The sequence below is a fragment of the Leptospira bandrabouensis genome, from assembly GCF_004770905.1.
In the GTDB taxonomy this organism is placed as follows: Bacteria; Spirochaetota; Leptospiria; order Leptospirales; family Leptospiraceae; genus Leptospira_A; species Leptospira_A bandrabouensis.
Genome location: NZ_RQHT01000012.1, coordinates 176,115 through 194,345, shown reverse-complemented (window position 1 = coordinate 194,345; position 18,231 = coordinate 176,115). Strand labels below are relative to the sequence as shown.

16 protein-coding genes are annotated in these 18,231 nt (G+C 40.2%); 1 reads left to right on the top strand and 15 read right to left on the bottom strand.

Translation table 11 applies throughout. The features are described from left to right. Positions 1-14: 14 nt before the first annotated feature. The 13 genes from EHR07_RS04555 to rplM form a co-directional block, all read right to left on the bottom strand. The gene (locus tag EHR07_RS04555; protein ID WP_135743985.1) at positions 15-647 is read right to left on the bottom strand and encodes an SRP-less Sec system protein; all 633 of its coding nucleotides are present in this window, start codon (positions 645-647) and stop codon (positions 15-17) included. 1 nt (position 648) lies between these two features. Next, on the bottom strand, positions 649-972 hold the full coding sequence (gene yajC / locus EHR07_RS04550; protein WP_135743984.1) for a preprotein translocase subunit YajC: 324 nt from the start codon (positions 970-972) through the stop codon (positions 649-651). 26 nt (positions 973-998) lie between these two features. Then, positions 999-2,027, bottom strand: a complete 1,029-nt coding sequence (gene trpD, locus EHR07_RS04545; RefSeq protein ID WP_135743983.1) for an anthranilate phosphoribosyltransferase — start codon at positions 2,025-2,027, stop codon at positions 999-1,001. Next, positions 2,008-2,790, bottom strand: a complete 783-nt coding sequence (gene pgsA, locus EHR07_RS04540; RefSeq protein WP_208739697.1) for a CDP-diacylglycerol--glycerol-3-phosphate 3-phosphatidyltransferase — start codon at positions 2,788-2,790, stop codon at positions 2,008-2,010. Before pgsA ends, trpD begins: the two co-directional genes overlap by 20 nt. Beyond that, complete coding sequence (locus EHR07_RS04535) at positions 2,756-4,102, bottom strand: MiaB/RimO family radical SAM methylthiotransferase (RefSeq protein ID WP_135743982.1); 1,347 nt, start codon at positions 4,100-4,102, stop codon at positions 2,756-2,758. The genes pgsA and EHR07_RS04535 overlap by 35 nt, the downstream gene beginning before the upstream one ends. Further along, on the bottom strand, positions 4,102-5,202 hold the full coding sequence (locus EHR07_RS04530) for a helix-turn-helix domain-containing protein (protein WP_135743981.1): 1,101 nt from the start codon (positions 5,200-5,202) through the stop codon (positions 4,102-4,104). Before EHR07_RS04530 ends, EHR07_RS04535 begins: the two co-directional genes overlap by 1 nt. A gap of 18 nt (positions 5,203-5,220) precedes the next feature. Next, positions 5,221-5,922, bottom strand: a complete 702-nt coding sequence (locus tag EHR07_RS04525) for a LolA family protein (protein ID WP_135743980.1) — start codon at positions 5,920-5,922, stop codon at positions 5,221-5,223. A gap of 40 nt (positions 5,923-5,962) precedes the next feature. Further along, positions 5,963-8,887 (bottom strand): DNA translocase FtsK, encoded by a 2,925-nt coding sequence (locus EHR07_RS04520; RefSeq protein WP_135743979.1) that lies wholly within the window; start codon positions 8,885-8,887, stop codon positions 5,963-5,965. 76 nt (positions 8,888-8,963) lie between these two features. Next, on the bottom strand, positions 8,964-9,461 hold the full coding sequence (locus tag EHR07_RS04515; protein ID WP_135743978.1) for a YajQ family cyclic di-GMP-binding protein: 498 nt from the start codon (positions 9,459-9,461) through the stop codon (positions 8,964-8,966). Between the two features lie 29 nt (positions 9,462-9,490). After that, positions 9,491-12,250 carry an alanine--tRNA ligase gene (alaS, locus tag EHR07_RS04510; protein ID WP_167483350.1) on the bottom strand — a complete coding sequence of 920 codons (2,760 nt, stop codon included), beginning with the start codon at positions 12,248-12,250 and terminating at the stop codon, positions 9,491-9,493. A 49-nt stretch (positions 12,251-12,299) separates the two neighbouring features. Beyond that, positions 12,300-13,505, bottom strand: coding sequence for an MFS transporter (locus tag EHR07_RS04505; protein ID WP_135743977.1), 1,206 nt, complete (start codon positions 13,503-13,505; stop codon positions 12,300-12,302). A 70-nt stretch (positions 13,506-13,575) separates the two neighbouring features. Further along, entirely contained in the window at positions 13,576-13,971 is a 396-nt protein-coding gene (gene rpsI, locus EHR07_RS04500; RefSeq protein WP_015675896.1) for a 30S ribosomal protein S9, read from the bottom strand. Position 13,972: 1 nt separating this feature from the next. After that, the gene (rplM, locus tag EHR07_RS04495) at positions 13,973-14,425 is read right to left on the bottom strand and encodes a 50S ribosomal protein L13 (RefSeq protein WP_002973943.1); all 453 of its coding nucleotides are present in this window, start codon (positions 14,423-14,425) and stop codon (positions 13,973-13,975) included. Between the two features lie 77 nt (positions 14,426-14,502). Here rplM and thiL point away from each other — a divergent pair, with 77 nt between their 5' ends. Then, the gene (gene thiL / locus EHR07_RS04490) at positions 14,503-15,411 is read left to right on the top strand and encodes a thiamine-phosphate kinase (RefSeq protein ID WP_135743976.1); all 909 of its coding nucleotides are present in this window, start codon (positions 14,503-14,505) and stop codon (positions 15,409-15,411) included. Here thiL and EHR07_RS04485 read toward each other — a convergent pair. Both EHR07_RS04485 and pcnB read right to left on the bottom strand, forming a co-directional pair. Then, entirely contained in the window at positions 15,390-16,664 is a 1,275-nt protein-coding gene (locus tag EHR07_RS04485; protein WP_135743975.1) for a response regulator, read from the bottom strand. The two genes, thiL and EHR07_RS04485, sit on opposite strands and share 22 nt — an antisense overlap. 63 nt (positions 16,665-16,727) lie before the next feature. Then, complete coding sequence (gene pcnB, locus EHR07_RS04480) at positions 16,728-18,209, bottom strand: polynucleotide adenylyltransferase PcnB (RefSeq protein WP_135743974.1); 1,482 nt, start codon at positions 18,207-18,209, stop codon at positions 16,728-16,730. Positions 18,210-18,231: the final 22 nt, after the last annotated feature.

Here is an 18,231-nt window from a genome sequence, read left to right as displayed (position 1 = left end):
TGCTCCTAAAATTATTATCTTCTATAAGAACGACTGCTAGATCCCGGGCGAGCAGATCTAAGTCTGTAAAAAGCAAAGAGAATGATAATCCCGAGGATCATCATCGCTTTTTTATATTTAGCAAAAAAATCAGAAAAATTAAATAAGGATTTTCCCGTTTCTTTGTTGGAAGAAAGATTCGATACTGATTCGTTACTTTCTGTTTTTCCCATTTTTAAGTCAGAAGCAAAACCAGGAAGTCCTGTTGGTTCCACAGAAACGGAAGGATCCATCCACATTCCGTTACTTACCACTTCCTCTTCTTCTACCACAATAGGTTGTTTGTCTACACTTGGCAGAGATTTATCAGTAACGGGAACTGTTGTATTGGGATTAGAAACCACATTCGTGTTTTGTGGAACCGTATCCTGTGTCAGTTGGTTTTGTTTTGATTTCTTTTTAGATCTCTTTTTTTTACCCGTAGTTGTTCCGGTTGTCGTGACAACATTAGTTTGTTTTTTGGTAGTGGTTACACTTGTCTCCTCTTTGGGTTTGGTAGTAGTAGATTTTGGTTTATCATTTACCTTATCTAAAAAATCCAAACCCTCTTGTGCCAAGAGGGAAACCGAAAAACAGAAAGTGAATGAGATTAAAAAGAAATTTTTCATCTTAGGCTTTCTTCTTCAGAATAGCGCTAGTTTCAAAAGTTACGTTTGTGTTCGCAGCGACACTGAGAACCACTGTTTCGTTATTGTCTTTGAACTCTACAATCTTCCCGTGAAGACCACTATTTGTGACTACGTTATCCCCTTTTTGGAGATTATTAATCATTTCTTTACGTTTTTTCTCTTCTTTTTTGTTAGGAAGAATCACAAGAAAGTACATAGCAACTAACATGATCGGAATGATGATGAGTGACTGTAGAGACGACTTTGCACCTTCTTCTTGGGCAAGGATTAGGATATCTGTTGTTAAAAAGTTAAAATTGAGCATAGCTATTTATCCAATGTTTATAGGCCTTATCTTAAATTCAATGTTTCATGAACGAATCGGAGAACTTTTTTCTCAAGGAGAGCGGCCTTAGCAGTTTCATACCCTGTTCGTATATCGTTTGTGGCTCCCAGTAAAAACATAGCCACCCCAGCATTGAGTGCCACCATTGCCGTTCCGCCGGTAGATTCCTTTGGGTCAAGAACCGCACGAAATAGGCTTTCTGCCCCTTCTTTGGAAGAGGAAAAAACGGTGTTTCTGTCCAATTCCTTAGAATTTAGGCCCAGTTCCTTGGGATCAAAGCAAAACTCTTTGGATTCTTTTCCATCGAAATAGGCGTAATCTGATTCTTCAAAGATAGAAAACTCATCAAGTCCATCCCTTGAATGGCAGACAATCGCCCGTTTCGAGCCAAGCCTTCCCAAAATCTCCGCCATCGGCAAACAGAGAGATTTATCATAAACCCCGACCATTTGGTGTGAAGGAGAAAAAGGATTGGAGAGAGGCCCAATCAAATTGAAAAACGTGCGAAATCCAAGGGCTGTACGAACCGGCCCCGCATATTTCATGGCAGGGTGCCAAGCGGGAGCAAACAAAAACACAAATCCTGTGCGTAAAAATTCGGATTCCGATTCTTTTGTGGACTGGTCTAGTTTGTAACCCAGTCCCGATAAAATATCAGAGCTTCCAGAAAGAGACGAAACCGAACGATTTCCGTGTTTGGCCACTTTGAATCCAAGACTTGCTAGAGTGAGAGCCGAAAGAGTCGAAACATTCAAAGTTCCTTTTCCATCTCCCCCCGTCCCACATGTATCCAAAAAATCAAAATCAAACTTCTTAGTAGGTTTGATGGCATGGCTACGCATGGCTCGAACAAATCCGTACAATTCGTCCGTCGTTTCCCCTTTCATTTTCATGGCCGTAAGAAAAGAAGCAAGGACCGGTTCTGGAACTTTTCCATCCATCACCTCACTTAAAAAAAGTTCGGCATGGTCGTCTACAAGATGGTGTCCAGAGACCACTTGTCCGAGGATTTCCTTAATTGTTGGCGCGGTCATAAAAAATCCTTTTTAGATTTGCGAAAGTTAACAACTGATAATTGGTCACAATATAACGAAGTCCAGAAATGACAGTGATGAAGGTTGTAAATAACATAGCGAAATATGGAATAAAGGAAGCGATAGAATCAAAGAAGTCGGTAAAACTTAAACTCTCTGTTGTTTTGGCTAAAGTATAAAACTCATTTGCATGTTGTGATGCCACTTCAAAGGTAGAATACCCAGAAAGTTTTCCCATGGCATAAGTTTCATTGATCATAGCCCTTCTTTTGCCTGAGATAAGCATAAACACAACAAGGATCATTAAAATGGCACCCATTTGGAAGGCCGTTTTGACTTTGCCCATCATTGTGGTACGAAGACTTTTTCCCGAACGAACGGCAATGTAACGTAAAAAAGTAATGAGCATATCACGCCCAATGATCAGCACCACCATCCAAACCTCAATGGGTTCGTGGATGAATAAAAAAGTAACAAAACATCCAATGACTAAAAACTTATCAGCGAGGGGATCGAGAAATTTTCCAAACTCGGTTTGTTGGTTCCACTTACGAGCTAAATACCCATCGACAAGATCCGTGAGAGAGGCAAGAGCAAAGAGGACAAAGGCAAAAATTTGGTATTCCCATTCCTTTTGGAACAGGGCAAAAATAAAAAAAGGAAGTGCAAGCACCCGAAGAACAGTTAGCAGGTTCGGGATATTGGCAATGGTTTTCCAATCTTCCAATTTATGCCACCCAAGTCCCCGACATATCGAGTTCATAAAAAGAGTCCACTCTCACGTGACCAAATTGGCCGAGTTTCAAACCCTCTTCTTCCACATAAACCACTTCATCAATTTCAGGAGCATCTTGGAACCGGCGAACCATAGCTCCTTTTTCCAAAACTTCATCTACAACAGCGGGGTATAATTTTCCAATTCGATTTTGGTGGATGGATTTTAAAGTTCCGAGATAGGCTTCCCGGACAAGATTCACACGGCGTGCAATCTCTTTGTCTTTGAGTTGCCCCTCCATTGTTGCGCCCTTTGTTCCGTCCTGAGGAGAATAAGGAAATAAGTTTACCTTTTCTGGTTTCACATCTTCGACAAACCGAATGATTTCTTCCACGTCTTCCATCGTTTCCCCAGGGAAACCCAAAATAAAAGAAGTGCGAATTTCCAAATCGGGCCTTAAGTCCCTTGCCTTCTGGAAAAGAGATTTGAAATAAGAATATTCACCCGTGCGGTTCATGGATTTTAAAACAGATTTGGAAACATGTTGCAAAGGGCTTTCCAAATACGGGGCAATTTTAGGAATTTCTCCGTAAAGATCGAGTAACTTTTCTGTTTTTTTATCCGGATACAAATAGAGAAGCCTAAGAAGTTCCACTCCATCCACATCTGCCACAGAACGAACCAAATCCAAAAGTTTTTCTGTGTCCTTTCCATAAAACACAGTATCTTGGGAAACAAGACAGATCTCTTTGGCTCCCGCTTTTACTGCTAGTTTGGTTTGTGTTAATACATCCGTAATATCTGTATCACGGTATTTTCCACGTAAGTTGGGAATGATACAGAAGTTACAACCTCGGTTGCAACCATCAGAAATTTTTACATAAGAGTATGGTTTGGAATAGTTTTCAATTCCCTTACTTGTGGTGAGTCTTTCCAGTAAGTCTTCGTTGAATTCGGAAAGGTCTTTAAAATCTAGGGGAAAACTTTTCCTTAGGATCTCACCGGCTTTGTCATATTTTCCCGTTCCAAAATGTAGGTCCACTTCCGGAAGGTCGTCAGAAATTTCTTTTCCAGCACGTTCGGCAAAGCATCCTACAACAACTAACTTTTGTTTGTTATTTTTTTTGATGTCAATGGAGTCCAAAATAGTTTGGATGGTTTCTTTTGTGGCATCTTGGATAAACGTACAAGTATTGACTAAATGGAAGTCACTGGCTTCGGGGCCAGCCGCAGGAAGGAGACCTTCCTTCAAAAGCGACTGGTGCATGGCCATCGAATCGACGGTGTTTTTGGGACAACCTAAAGTCGTAATATAAAACGACTTAGGTGTTTCTTCCGTTTTTTCTTTTAACTTAGGCATTACTCGCCTAACTCTCCAATGATGGACTGTGTGGAATCATAAGGATTTGGTTTACGAATGAAGATTTTTTTGACAAGTTTTCCTGGTTTTCCAAGTACAGAACGTTCTTTACCATTTTGTACCATTTCCACAGCACCGCCATCCCCAACTTTGATCTCTAGGCGATCTCTAGCTTCTAAGTGTTTGACTTCCCCGGCAGAAACAAGTCCCCTTTCTCCCATCTGGCCATCTAACACAAATTCTACGTAACTAGGTTTAGAGAAAAATAGTGTAACTTGGATCGGAACATCACCCACAGGAGATTTTACAGCTGCCCCTTCTCTTTCTTCTTTGAGTGTCACAAGAACCTTCGCAGATTTTTCGGTAACCGCTTGGGTCACTACACGAATGTCACGACGAAGGGAAGATAATTCTTCAATGCGATAAGAAAGGATGGTTTCCTCTCCTTCTGCTGTTTGGAAAAAATATACATTTTTTTCAGGAAAGATATTAAACCCAAGGTTTGCTTTTCCATTGGAAACCCCTTTGATAAACATCTTACACTGTTGGTTGTTCACACTAAAACTCACACCACGGTCTTCTGTTAATATAAAAGGAACGCTGGCATTTTCCGGAACACTTTGAGATACAAAGTTGATTCCAGAAGGAATGTCTGAACTAACCACTGTTTCTACAGTCGAACCAACTTCTGCGGTTTCTTCATCCATAGAACCAGAGTTAGAATCTTCAAAACTAATATAGATAATATAAGCCGAGATGACAAAAAGAAATACGGATACAAGACTTATGATTTTATTTCGATCTAAACTAAAAGCTGTGGTGGTGGGACGAGTTAGTTCTTCTAAAGGAGCTTGGGATTCTTCAATTTGTTCCCCTCGGTAGAGATTGAGAAGCATGGCAGTGTCTAACTTTAAATAACTGGCATAGTTTTTTAAAAAACCAAGAGCGAATGTCTCTGCAGGAAATTGAGAATAATCTTCTGTTTCCAAAGCGATGATGTACTTGGCTGCGATATTTGTTTCTTTCGCAACATCTTTCACGGAAAGTTTTTTATCTTCTCTCGCTTCTCGAATGATTTGACCGACTCGTTTTGTGTTCAAAATGATATCCTCTTTAGCTTAGTTCTCGGAGACAAGTGGGTTGTTGACAATCTTCGCGTTTCCGCTCATGTGAAAATTGAAAACTCCATCTTGGATTTCTTCAGAAAAATTAATATTGGAAAATGAAATGGTGGTTACTTTCCCACGACCATCGGTAGCCACTGCCTTTTTGATTAAGTAGGATTCGGAATCGACAAAGAGTTTCATCTTCTCAAACCCACCAATTTTTTCTCTTTGGTCAAGATCTAACACAAAGTATTTGGCTGTGTCACCTACCGAACGCGGTTGTTCAATGGTATCAAATTTATAATGGTATTTACGAAAGAGGCGGTTGAGTCCATCAGGGCTATTGGTCGTAAAGATGGGACCAGATGTATTTTTACGATCGAGGGTTAAATCCTGTTTCCCGACAGCACCTAACCTCTTGATAAAGATATGAAGCGTTTTTCCATCGGAAACAATTTCGTCCCCTTCCGGTTCGGCAAAGTTATATCTGATTTTTCCGGGACGTTTGTAGAAACATTTCCCACGCATCTGTTTTTCCTTTTTGTTGTCTTCTGTTTTGATGAGAAAATCAGCCGAATAGGAATTGATATCACTAAAGTTCTTCTTTATCTTTTTCACCACTTCAGAGGGTGAGTGCCAATTGTGAGCCGGACTTGTTTGGGCACTAAGAGAAACACCCAAGACAAGTAACAAAGATCCGATCCATACTTTCATAGATTCCCAGTTTTTCAGACAAACTTCTCTTGTCGATGATTTACGCTGAACGCAGGATTTCCCGGGGTTTGGCCCCGACTTGAGCCGAAACGTAACCCCTCATTTCCATAAGTTCCATAAGCCTTGCCGCTTTGTTGTAACCGATTCTCATCCTTCTTTGTAAGTAACTCGCACTTGCCTTTTTTTCGGTCACAACGATATTCCAGGCTTCGTCAAAAAGTTCTTCGTCTTCGTCAGAGGCCATTTCGATACTCGTTTCATCGTCCCAATTCATTTCCACGTACGCAGGAGACCCTTGTTTTTTGGCCTCTTCCACGATGGACTCAATTTCTTTCTCTTCGATAAACGGAGCTTGGATCCTTTGGAGGTCACTCGACGTGGGAGACCTGTATAAAAAGTCCCCTTTTCCAAGAAGGGTCTCGGCCCCACTTGTATCCAGAATGGTTCTTGAGTCCGTTTTTTGTGCCACTTGGAAGGCCACCCTTGCCGGACAGTTCGCTTTGATGACCCCAGTGATCACATCCACTGACGGCCTTTGGGTTGCCATCACGAGATGGATTCCAACAGCCCTTGCTTTTTGGGAAATTCGTTGGATTTGTTCTTCCAAATCCTTTCCGGAAACCATCATGAGGTCGGCAAGTTCGTCGATAAAGATCACAATGTACGGTAATTTTTGAAATCCTTTGGCGTGGGCATATTCATCTACCTTTTCATTGAAACTTTTGAAATCCCTACTTTTCAACTGGGAAATCATTTGGTAACGACTCTCCATTTCTTGGATGGCCCAGGAGAGTGCCTTCGTTGCTTTTTTAGGATCCGTGATCACTGGCATAAGAAGGTGTGGGATTCCTTCATAAAGGGTCATCTCCACCATCTTCGGATCGATCATGATGAATCGCACTTCTTCTGGGGAGCGAGTACAGATTAGGCTTGTGATCATCGCATTGATACTCACCGACTTACCAGAACCAGTGGTTCCTGCCACAAGTAAGTGGGGAAGTTTGGCGATATCAATCATCACAAGTTTTCCAGATATATCCTTTCCAATACAAATAGATAAGTCTTTGGCTTTGTGTTGGAGGATGGTATCTTTTAAAATCTCTGACAAAAATACATCTTCCCGAATTCGGTTTGGAACTTCAATTCCAATGGACGCCTTACCAGGGATAGGTGCTACAATCCGAATGTTTTTTACTTCGAGGTAAGCACGAATTTCATCCGAAAGAGAAACAATTCGGTTCAGTTTGATACCATTCGGGATGGTGATCTCATAACGAGTGATAATCGGTCCCCTTTCTTTGGTGATGACCTTGGATTCGATTCCAAAGTGGCCTGTGGACTCTTCGATTTTTTTAGCAATGAGATCGAGTTCAGAATCATTTTTCATGATATTGGCCACAGGAACTTGGTGAGACGCAAGAAGCCTTGGAGAAATATAATACTTCCCTTTTTTCAATTTTGGTTTGGGAACCATTGAACCAAACATGAGTTCCTGTTGTTCTGCTTTAGGTTCTTGTTTTTTCCGTCCAAAATTTCCCGAACTGAGATTGGATTTGACGAGTGGTGAGTTTGTTTCTACGGCCAAAGTTTCCAGAGTTTCCTCTTCATACACTGCGCCACCTTCTTCCATTTCCGAAGAATCCTCTTCTTCCTCATCGTTAGTTTCCCAACCTGTTTCTTCCACAAGAGACAAACGAATCGATTCAGGAATCACTACGGCTTCCGATGGATCTTTACCTTCTTCTTTTGTTACACTCAGTGAAGTGGATTCAAATGTTTCCTCCTCTTCTTCCCAAGAGGTAGATTCCTCGTCCTCTTCGTAATCAAAGGAGGTAGAAAGAGAGGTAGGTTTGGAATCTTTGTTTTCGCCCGAAAAAGAAGGAAGTATTGGATTTAGTTTCGGTAACTCTAAACTTTCGAGTCCCAGACTCTCATCTAATTTTGGTTTCCACTTCGCTTCTGGAAATTGGAAAAGGATTTTGGATTCTCTGACACTTTCGATTTCTTCTAATTCCGCCAGTGGTCGCCTGGTATCAGTTAGTTTAAGTTTTGAAATCAAAATTTCATTTTTTTCAAATTCAGCAACAGAATCTAATTTGGATTCTTGTTTTTGGAAACGAAATACCTTTCCTGACTCATCAAAAAATCCTTCGAAATGAGAAGTGTTACGATAACGAACCGAAGGTACTTTTTTCGAGGAAGGAATATTATGAATACGATTCCCTGAACCTTCCTTACCTATGGACTTTTTTTCCTCTGCCACCAAATTCCAAAAATGATGGGCTAAGTCTTCCTTCGATTCTTCTTCTGTTTGGACAGCAAACCATTGTTTGTTTCGAATTTCCTCAAGGGGTGCTCTTCGTGTAGAAACCACCGATTCTAAAAAGGAAGGAAGTCTTAAATGAGGGAGTTCATTTCTACCACCTAACATTTTATAGATTCCATTGGAATATTTGTTTAAGGCAGCAAAGGTAAAAGACCAAGCCCCATCTTCGAGCCAAATCACGGCAAAGTATAAATATAAAAAGAAAACAACAAGGATACGCCCTGTCTCCCCAAAGAGATAAGAAAAAACCCAAGAGAAAAATTGACCAAGGATCCCACCGCTATCTCCCACATGGCCCAGTGGTGTTTCGAGTAAGTTCAAACTCACAGTGGTTGCCACAAGAAAAAGTGGGAAAAAAAGAGCTTTGCCGAGCCTATCAAAGTCGGGATTTCGAAGTGATAGAACTCCCAAAACTAAAACAAATCCAGCGAGTAAAAAAGAGGACTTTCCTAAAATGTATAATAATGTGAAGGCAATGTAATGCCCAAGCCTTCCAAACCAATTGAATAACGATCCGTCCTCTCCTTCCTGAAACGAAAAGAGAGAGAGAAGTAAAAACACACCGGAAAATACTAATAGATACGGAAGGAAGTCTTTGCGAGGCAAAGTCCATCCCCATACGGATTTTTTAGGGTCCATACCGGAAATATCGGCCGGTTTTGAGACATAGATAGAAAAAAAATGGAAGCCGAAAGGCTTTCCTTAAAGCAAAATTCTATCCCTTAAAATTCGTGAAATTAGCGTCAAAATTGAAATTGGCGTTACGGATGGCAGCCATTACCTCTTGCAAATCGTCCTTCTTTTTGCCTACAACCCGAACCGAATCTCCTTGGATGGTCGCCTGCACCTTTAGCTTTTGGTCTTTGATGAGAGTGGTAATTTGTTTGGTTTGTTCTTTGTCCAAACCGTTTTGGATTTTCACCTTTTGGCGGACCGTTTGGCCCGTGGCTGGTTCAATTTTGGAGTCAAAATCAAAGGCCTTCAAACTAATTCCTCGTTTGGCCATTTTAGTAGTAAGGACATCGATCACTTGTTTGAGTTTGATTTCGTTTTCGGAAGTTAAAACTAAAGTGTCTTCTGTCAGTTTGATTTCGGAGTTGGAACCTTTAAAATCAAACCGAGTTTGGATCTCTGTCATGGCCTGGGCCACGGCGTTTTGTATTTCCGGTCTTTCGATTTTGGATACAATGTCAAATGATGGATCTTGTGCCATACTTTACTCCTTACTGAACCTTTTCTCTTTTATCCTAATTTCTTTTTGGAAAGTTCCAAAGCAAATTCCAAAGCGGCCCCAAGACTTTCTGGTTTTTTACCACCACCTTGGGCCATATCGGGTCTTCCCCCACCCTTTCCATCTAACATCACTAAGGTATCTTTTAATAAATCCCCGCAGTGGATTCCTCTTTCATTCAAAACCTTATTACACATAAAAACGAGGGTGCTGGCCTCTCCATCGCTTGTTCCAAACAAACAGAGGATTTCTGGTTCTTTGGCTTTGAGGCTATCGGCTAAATCCTTTAAAGATTTTGCATCCACAGCTTCAAATACTTCGGTAACCACTTTTCCTTTGGAAAAAGAATGAGCTTTTTTTAGAAGTCCATCCACAAGTTCTGGATTCATTTGGAAACTTAATTGTTCTTTTTTCTTCTTGGCTTTAAAAAGAGCTGCTGACTTTTCTTCGAGTTCGGTCTCCAAACTTTCCCGAAGTTTTCGCAAACGTTCTACGGCCACATTTCCTTCTTTTACAAATAGACTTTGTAAATCTTCAGGAGCCGGAACTACAGTTGTGATTCCAAATTCTTTCAAATCACCAAAGGTTTCTTTGGCCGACAAGTTATGAGTTTCCACTTTTGCTGCCAAATTTTGGAACTGAACTAAAAAGTATTCAATGACCGAATCCCCACAGATGGCTTCTACCCTTCGGTTTCCTGCTCCAGGACTTCCTTCTTTGATGATGGCAAAATATCCAATTTCTTTTGTGTTCGATACATGGGTTCCCCCACAAAATTCTTTGGATTTTTCCCCCATAGAAATCACACGAACCAAATTTCCATATTTTTCATCAAACATAGATAAGGCGCCAGACTTTTTAGCAGCATCAATATCCAATACTTCCGTTTTCACTGGAATTTTAGCATTCACTGCCTCATTCACATCTTTTTCAATGGAGATAATTTCTTCCTCACTGAGCGCTTTGGGATGCGAAAAATCAAACCGTAAATAATCAGAAGAAACAACTGACCCTTTTTGTGCCACGTGAGTTCCTAAGATACGACGAAGGGCACCATTTAACAAGTGTGTGCCGGAGTGATGGTTGGCTAAATTTTGGCGGCGAGTGGTATCAATCTCTGCTTCAATGGTTTCCCCTACAGAAATTTTACCTTTGAGAATCATTCCCAGATGTAAAAAGGTTTCGTTCTCTTTTTGAGTGTCTTGGACTTGGAATTGGAAACCCTCTTTTTTGAGGTACCCCCAGTCTCCTACCTGACCGCCACCTTCTGCATAAAACGGAGTTTTATCTAAAACCACAACTGCTTCCGATCCTTGGTTTGCCTCGGATACGGACTTTCCATCCACAAAAAGATATAAAACCTTTGACTGAGATTTAGTTTCTGTATAACCCAAAAACTCTGTTTTGAGTTCGGGACTGGCACTAAGACCTGTTAGGTATTGGATTTTTTTTCCTTTCCAACTCGCACGAGAAAGATCACGGTCTTTTTCCAGTTCGGCTTCAAATCCTTTGTCATCAAAACCAAAACCTCGGTCTTCCACAAGTTCCTTTGTCATCTCACGTGGGAATCCGTAGGTGGAATACAAACGAAAACCTTCTTTTCCTGTAACAACCGTTTGGTTATTTTCTTTTAAATGAGTTAGGAGTGATTCCAATTCTTCCAAACCCACTTCTAAGGTATGTAGAAAAAGTTCTTCTTCCTTTTTTAAAATAGATTCAATATCCTTTGCTTTGTCTTTTAGTTCCGGATAACGAACCGAATATAAATCTCGAAGTGTTCCCACAAGTTTGTATAAAAACGGTTCGTAAATTCCCAGTTTTCTTGCAAAAAGGGAAGCCCTACGAATGAGCCTACGGATCACATAGCCACGTCCCGTTCGGTCAGGATAAATTCCATCCCCTAACGAAAAAAAGACAGAGCGGGAATGGTCTGTGATTACCCGAAAGGATTGTTTTGTGGATTCGTCATAAGTAATCCCTGAAAGTGTTTCAATTTTACCAATGATGGATTTTAATTCATCCGTATCATAAACAGAATCCACTTCTTGGAGTAACATAGCCACTCGCTCAAGGCCTGAACCCGTATCAATTCCTGTTTGTTTTAAAGGAAGGAGTTCCCCGGAAACGGTTTGGTTAAATTGATTAAATACTAAATTCCAATATTCTAAATAACGATCACAGTCACATCCAGGTTTGCAATTAGGGTTGTTACCACAAGTAGGACCACCTTTTTCCGGTCCACGGTCTAAATACAATTCCGAACATGGGCCACAAGCTCCACTGTCTCCCGCAGGACCCCAGAAATTATCTTTTTTTCCAAGCCTTACAATTCGTTCTTCGGGAATTCCAGCTTCCATCCAAATTTTTTTGGCTTCATCATCATCCAAGTAAATGGTAACCCAGATTTTTTCTTTGGGAATATGGAGATGGTTTAAAGAAAAATCTAACGCGTATTCGATGGCCTCTTTTTTAAAATAATCACCAAAGGAAAAATTCCCAAGCATTTCAAAGAAGGTACAATGCCTTTCGGTTTTTCCAACTACCTCTAAATCGGTAGTGCGCACACATTTTTGAACCGAAGCGGCACGGGTGTATGGTAACTCTACTGCTCCTGTAAACAAAGGTTTGAACTGAACCATCCCGGCGGTTGTGAATAAAAGAGTAGGATCCCCTTTGGGGATGAGGCTTGAGGAAGGCACAATGGTGTGGCCTTTCCCTTTGAAGTAACTTGTATACAACTCTGCAATTTCGCGGACGGTTTTCGACATCATACACTTACAGCGAAATCGGATTTGCCTTCTAGGGCAAGGAAATTAGAGGTTAACTCTGCCTTAATTCCTTGTATTGGAAAAAAGAAACAAAGGCAAAACAGAGAAATACCCCGCCGAGAATTCCAAAAGTCACCTGCGAACCAATGGTATCAGCAAGGAAGGCCGAAAGAAAACCAGAAACTGCCGGTGTGAATTGGAAACAAACTGTATAGAGGGAAAGGATTCTACCCCGGAGTCCATCCGGCGCGCGTTTTTGCAAAATGGCAGGAAGAAGACTCGAAACAATTCCTCCAGTAACCCCAAAACAAAATAGAAAAAAGGAGGTGGCCTCTGGTTTCCCAAAAGGAACAAATCCTAAAAAGAAAATAGAAGAAAGGCTAAAAACAATCAGTAACACAAGTCCCTTTCTTTCTAAGTGATGAAAGAGGATGGTAAGAATCCCACCAAGAAATAAACCAGGTCCCAAAAACACAAGAACGGTCCCTCGTGCAAGTTCTCCGAGTCCCAATTCATTTCGCACATATTTGGGAAGGATGACCTGAATGGGACCAAGGGCTAACATACTTAGGATCGCCATATACATCACCTGTCTTGAAACCGAATCTACCTTTAGAAATTCGATAACCACTTTTAAGTTGGCTGAGAAAGACGGAATCGTATCTGGTTTTACAATTTGGGAATTTAGTTCCTGTTTCTGAACCCTGACCTCATATCGTAACAAGCTAAAGGCGATCATGGAAAGAAAATGCAAAGAAGCCAAAATCAAAAATAAATTGGGGTAATCGTATCCTTCCCGAAACCAACCCACAGCAAGTGGACTCATTCCAAAAGCAAAGATCAAAAGTAAGTTTCCTGCAATGGTATGAAATACCAAACGATGCGACTCCATTACCTCGCGTAAAATAGCCATTCTGCCCGGAAGAACCGTTGTCATCCCAATTCCATTTACAAAAGCCAAGAGCAAAAGTAAAAGTGGATGATTCTGAAAAAGGAAAGTAAAGGCACCTAAGAAAAATGAAGAGATAAATAAGAAAAATTGAAAACTAACTACTACCCATTTTTTGGAAAAATGATCGAGTAAGTATCCTGTGTATAAAAAGAAAATGGGAAAAGGCAAAAAGAGAAAAAAGAAAACAATCCCTGAGAAACCTTTCACTGTATCTAAGGTTTGGCAAAAGATAACAATCGAATATAAAAAACAACTACTGGCAAAGGTACCAATGGCGAAGGCAAAATAAAATATAAGTTGGTTCAATGGTTACCTACCAAAAAAAAAGCCCCCTTGTAAAAGGAGGCTTCTGTATCGAAAAAAGAGGATTTTCCGATTAACGTTTCGAGAACTGAGTTCCTCGACGAGCTTTGTGTAGACCGTATTTTTTACGTTCCACCATACGGCTATCTCGAGTGAGAAATCCTTCTTTTTTCAAAGTAGGTTTTAATGATTCGTTAAAAGCGACAAGAGCACGAGCCACAGCGTGACGAATTGCTCCCACTTGACCGATCACTCCACCACCAGTAACATTGAGTGCGATATCATACTTATCACGAGCTTCTAAAACCAGAAGAGGCTCAAGTGCACGACGAACTAAATGTTCACCGTTTTTAATGTAATCTTTCACATCTTTGTGGTTTACTGTGATTTTTCCAGTTCCAGATGCGATTTTCGCACGTGCAACGGATGTTTTGCGTCGGCCTACTGCCCAAACTGCTTTTTGCGCCATATTATTTCAACTCCAGTTTTAGGGGCTTTTGAGCTCCCAAGTTGTGGTCATTACCAGCGAATACGCGGCAATTTCTCAACATTTGATCACCTAACTTCGATTTAGGCAACATTCCTTTGACTGCTTCCATAATCACTCTTTCCGGATTCTCTTGGATGAGTTTGTGGAAAGCGATGGCAGTCATACCACCTGGGTAACGTGAGTGGTGGTAGTAAATTTTTTGTTCTCTTTTGCGACCTGTGACAGCCACTTTAGATGCATTAACGATAATGATATTATCACCACAGTCCTGGTTAGGAGTGAAGGTAGATTTGTGTTTTCCGCGAAGTCGGGAAGCTACTTGACTTGCCAATCTTCCGAGAGTCTTATCAGTTGCGTCCACAACAAACCACTGTTTTTGTACGGCTTCTTTTGCAATAGAAGGGGTCTTGTGGGCTTTAGACAATAGTTCCATAAGTACGAGATTTTCCTCTTTTATGTCAGGATTTTCGGTTTTCACACCGGGTCAAACAAATTTATTGGGATTTAACTTTGAAAGAATCCGAAATTATACGAACTCTATTTGGAACCACTCCTCCCCCTGAAGACGATTGTTACTTCTTGGCCCCGAACCGTCTTGTCACCACGGACTCACTCTCCGAAGGTACTCATTTCCTTCACCAGTGGTCTTCCCCACAAATTTTAGCCAAAAAACTAGTAGAAGTCAATGTTTCGGACATCATTGCCTCAGGCGGAAAACCCAAAGAATGTTTTCTAAACCTCGGTCTCTCACCACTCTCAAGAAAAAAAGAATGGATTCGGGGGTTTTCCAAAGAATTACGAAAATCCTTAGACCAATATGAAATGAAACTAGCGGGAGGCGACACCTTTTCCTCACCCGCAACCCAACTGGCACTGACTGTTGTTGGCACAGTGGACAAACCTTGGTTACGTTCGGGCGGTAAATTCGGGGACTACCTGTATCTCACAGGAAGTATTGGTCTAAGCCAACTGGGATACCAAACTCTCAAAAAAAAATCTAAAAAAAAGGTTTATAAAGAAGCTGTGGAGCGCCACCTCTCTCCTAAATCTCGTTATGCGATCCTTGACCATTTAAAACAATTCAAAATCCATGCTTGTATGGATGTAACAGATGGACTTATCCAAGATTCAGAACGTTTGGCCCTAACTTCCCAAGGAAAATTAAAAATACAAATTGAATCCATCCCCACCCACCCTCTAGCCCTAAAAGAATTGGGTCTCGATCTTTGTTTGGGATCTGGAGAAGAATTGGAACTTTTGTTTTTATCACCAGAAATATTACCAACCAAACTTGCTGGTGTTCCTGTGACAATGATAGGGAAATTAGATAAGGGAAAACCGGGAGTTACCTTTCAAAAAGAAGGGAAACATTATCTCCCTAAAACAAGAGGGTTCCTTCACTTTTCTGAAGAGGAATAAGGAAGGAAAATCTTAAATTCAACTTTTGTTTCCTTCACATCACTTGTATGATCAACTAAATTTAATGCAGAGATGGAACCTCCAAAACGGATGATGGTCTGCATCACAAAACTCAAACCAATTCCAAAATCCAAAGAACCATGTTTTTCATATATATTTTTGTTTAACCTAAAAAATGGTTCAAATATCAAATCCAGATACTCATTCGGAATTCCGTTTTTTGCAAACTGTTCATCTCCAAGAGAATTCACAATCGATAAATAAATTCCGTCTGAATCCAAATTCAACATGGCATAAATTTTACTAGAGCTTTGCGAAAAACGCATCGCATTTAACAAAAGTTCGTGTATAACTTTGCGAAAAAAAACTTTGTTCAGTAATATTTTTTGCGATCCAAGTTCTTTGAATTTATATTCTGGTACCAATAATGTTTGGTCTCTTAATGCTAAAATCGATTTCAACTCATCTTTCAAACTCAACATTTCATTAAATATTACAAAGGGAGAAACAAGTTGCAGTTCAATTCTATCAAAAATTACGTCTTCAATCTCAGTAAAACGATCTAATACTTTTTTTGAATACAAGGCATTTTCTTCCAAAATGCTTAGGATATCAGCATCTAAAATGACACCTCCTCCTTCCGCTTTTGGCATCGCTTTGATTACATCAATGAGTTGCGTGAGGACTCCAAAGCCTGCACCTTGTGCCAAACTAGTTCGCAATCCATAAAACAAATTTTTGTGCATTTCTTGGGAATTTAAATCTCCCTTTTTGATCCGACTATTTTTATAAGCATACCAATCTAAAAGTTTCTCGAGAGATAAAATTTTTTCGCGTTCATATTCCGAGTATTCATAATCGTTTTCTTTGTTTGAAAGTTGGTATTTGATTCTAGATATGAGTTCATCAGGAATCACCGGTTTAATGATATATTCCTGAACATGTTCCTTCATCACTTCGATAATGAGTTTAGGATCCTCCGTTGATGTAATCACAACGATTGGGATATGTTTATTGATTTTTCGGATTTCACGAACGAACTCCAAACCATTTCCATCTGGTAATTGAAGGTCAGTTAAAACTATGTTTTCGGTATGAAGGTGGTTTTCTGCTAAGTATTCTAAGGCCGTTTTGATCTCAGTAAAACTTGTCACCTCCATTCCATGTTTTTGGAGAATACCACTATAGAGTAAAGATATAGTAGGATCGTCTTCGAGGAGTAAAACTTTTGTTAAAGGTTTCTGTTTTCCCATCCTAACATTTGACGAAAGAATAGAAAAAAAGGCAAGGATTTGGGGTCCTTACCTTTTTGTTTACTAAGTATTTTCTGATTCTGATTCAGAATTCAAAGAATCTACATTGGATCGAGGTTGGTCATTTTTCTCAAACTGATTTTCCTCTGTACCATTGTTCTGGTTTTGGTTCTGTGAACCACCACCTCTTCTGTCCCTGTGTTTCTTTCGGGGAGGTCTTTTTTTATTTTGCTCTTTTTTACGGTTTTGTTGTCCGAACTGGTGGCTATCCGGTTTCGGTCTTTGTCGTAAAGAAATTTCCCAGAAGAATGCAGTTTGCACTGCAGATTCGTTTCCTTCCGAAATGGCTACGATTTTATAAACCATAAACGCATCGTAGAAGTAATCTTTCTTTTTGAAAAAGGAGTTTTGTCTTTCTTTTTCATCGTCAGTGACTTGGAAACGAGGTTGGCTGATAAAAATCTTAACCAGATTGTCTTGTTCTCGTTTGGGAATTCCCATCCGTTCAAAAACAGGCTGCAAACTTTCTTTGATGTTATGCGCTAGGTGACCTCGATCATTTTCATAAAGATCTTTTACGATATCATAAAAAATTAACGAGTAAAAGATAGCAGGAGTCATCTCTTCTCTTGCAGAGAGGAGTTTGTCTGTGACTGCTAATCTTTTTCCAAGCGGCGTTTCCATAAAATGTTCACGCCATTCTGGGTCTGTTTTTTTTAGTTTATCAGTTGGTTCTTTGAAAAGAACATCGAGCAAATGGTTTTCCGCAAGGCCTTCAAAGATAATTGAAGTTTTCCAAGTGCGAAACATTTTATTGTATTCTTCTAGTAGTCTTGCTGTGGAAGATTTTTCGAGTTCCAAACGGTTCTTTTTGATTGCCAGTTTGGTTTTTTTCTCGATATCAAGTCCAAGTAAAACAGAAAACTTCACAGCTCGCAACATACGAACAGGATCTTCTTTGAAGGAAATATCTGGATCACCAATGACCCTAACGATTTTCTTTTGTATGTCTTCGAAACCACCAACGTAATCCAAAATGGAATCGTTTTTAGGATCGTAAAACAAGGAGTTAATGGTAAAGTCGCGTCTTGCCGCGTCTTCCTTTGCTGTACCGAAGGAATTGTCCCGTTTGATGAGATAATCGTTGTCTGCTTTGTGTTTTTCCAAACGATGTTCCGGTAATGATCGGAACGTCGAGACTTCAATAATTTTGCCTTTAAAAATGATATGTACAATTTTAAATCGTTTACCGATGATTCGGCAGTTATTGAAGATCCTTTTGATTTGATTTGGAGTCGCACTTGTGACTATATCAAAGTCTTTTGGACGTTTGCCCATAAGCAGATCTCTGACCCCACCACCGACTAAATAGGCCTTGTAACGAAACTTGTTCAATCGATTGATGATTTTGATGGCATCTTCATCGATATTGGCCCTGCGTATGGAATGGGATTCTCGATAGTATCTCTTTCCCTCGGGGTACATCAAAAAGGAATCGACAGAGTCGGCTTTCTTTCTGAAAAGAGAAGTGAGAAATTTAAACATATTGGATTCATCCACTTTCCCC

Excerpts from the sequence above, each read along its gene's own strand:
- EHR07_RS04535 (WP_135743982.1), bottom strand. The coding sequence starts at position 4,102 with ATGCCTAAGTTAAAAGAAAAAACGGAAGAAACACCTAAGTCGTTTTAT.
- yajC (WP_135743984.1), bottom strand. The coding sequence starts at position 972 with ATGCTCAATTTTAACTTTTTAACAACAGATATCCTAATCCTTGCCCAA.
- trpD (WP_135743983.1), bottom strand. The coding sequence starts at position 2,027 with ATGACCGCGCCAACAATTAAGGAAATCCTCGGACAAGTGGTCTCTGGA.
- EHR07_RS04515 (WP_135743978.1), bottom strand. The coding sequence starts at position 9,461 with ATGGCACAAGATCCATCATTTGACATTGTATCCAAAATCGAAAGACCG.
- EHR07_RS04485 (WP_135743975.1), bottom strand. The coding sequence starts at position 16,664 with ATGGGAAAACAGAAACCTTTAACAAAAGTTTTACTCCTCGAAGACGAT.
- rpsI (WP_015675896.1), bottom strand. The coding sequence starts at position 13,971 with ATGGCGCAAAAAGCAGTTTGGGCAGTAGGCCGACGCAAAACATCCGTT.
- alaS (WP_167483350.1), bottom strand. The coding sequence starts at position 12,250 with ATGATGTCGAAAACCGTCCGCGAAATTGCAGAGTTGTATACAAGTTAC.
- EHR07_RS04525 (WP_135743980.1), bottom strand. The coding sequence starts at position 5,922 with ATGAAAGTATGGATCGGATCTTTGTTACTTGTCTTGGGTGTTTCTCTT.
- EHR07_RS04555 (WP_135743985.1), bottom strand. The coding sequence starts at position 647 with ATGAAAAATTTCTTTTTAATCTCATTCACTTTCTGTTTTTCGGTTTCC.
- EHR07_RS04520 (WP_135743979.1), bottom strand. The coding sequence starts at position 8,887 with ATGGACCCTAAAAAATCCGTATGGGGATGGACTTTGCCTCGCAAAGAC.
- pcnB (WP_135743974.1), bottom strand. The coding sequence starts at position 18,209 with ATGTTTAAATTTCTCACTTCTCTTTTCAGAAAGAAAGCCGACTCTGTC.
- rplM (WP_002973943.1), bottom strand. The coding sequence starts at position 14,425 with ATGGAACTATTGTCTAAAGCCCACAAGACCCCTTCTATTGCAAAAGAA.
- pgsA (WP_208739697.1), bottom strand. The coding sequence starts at position 2,790 with ATGAACTCGATATGTCGGGGACTTGGGTGGCATAAATTGGAAGATTGG.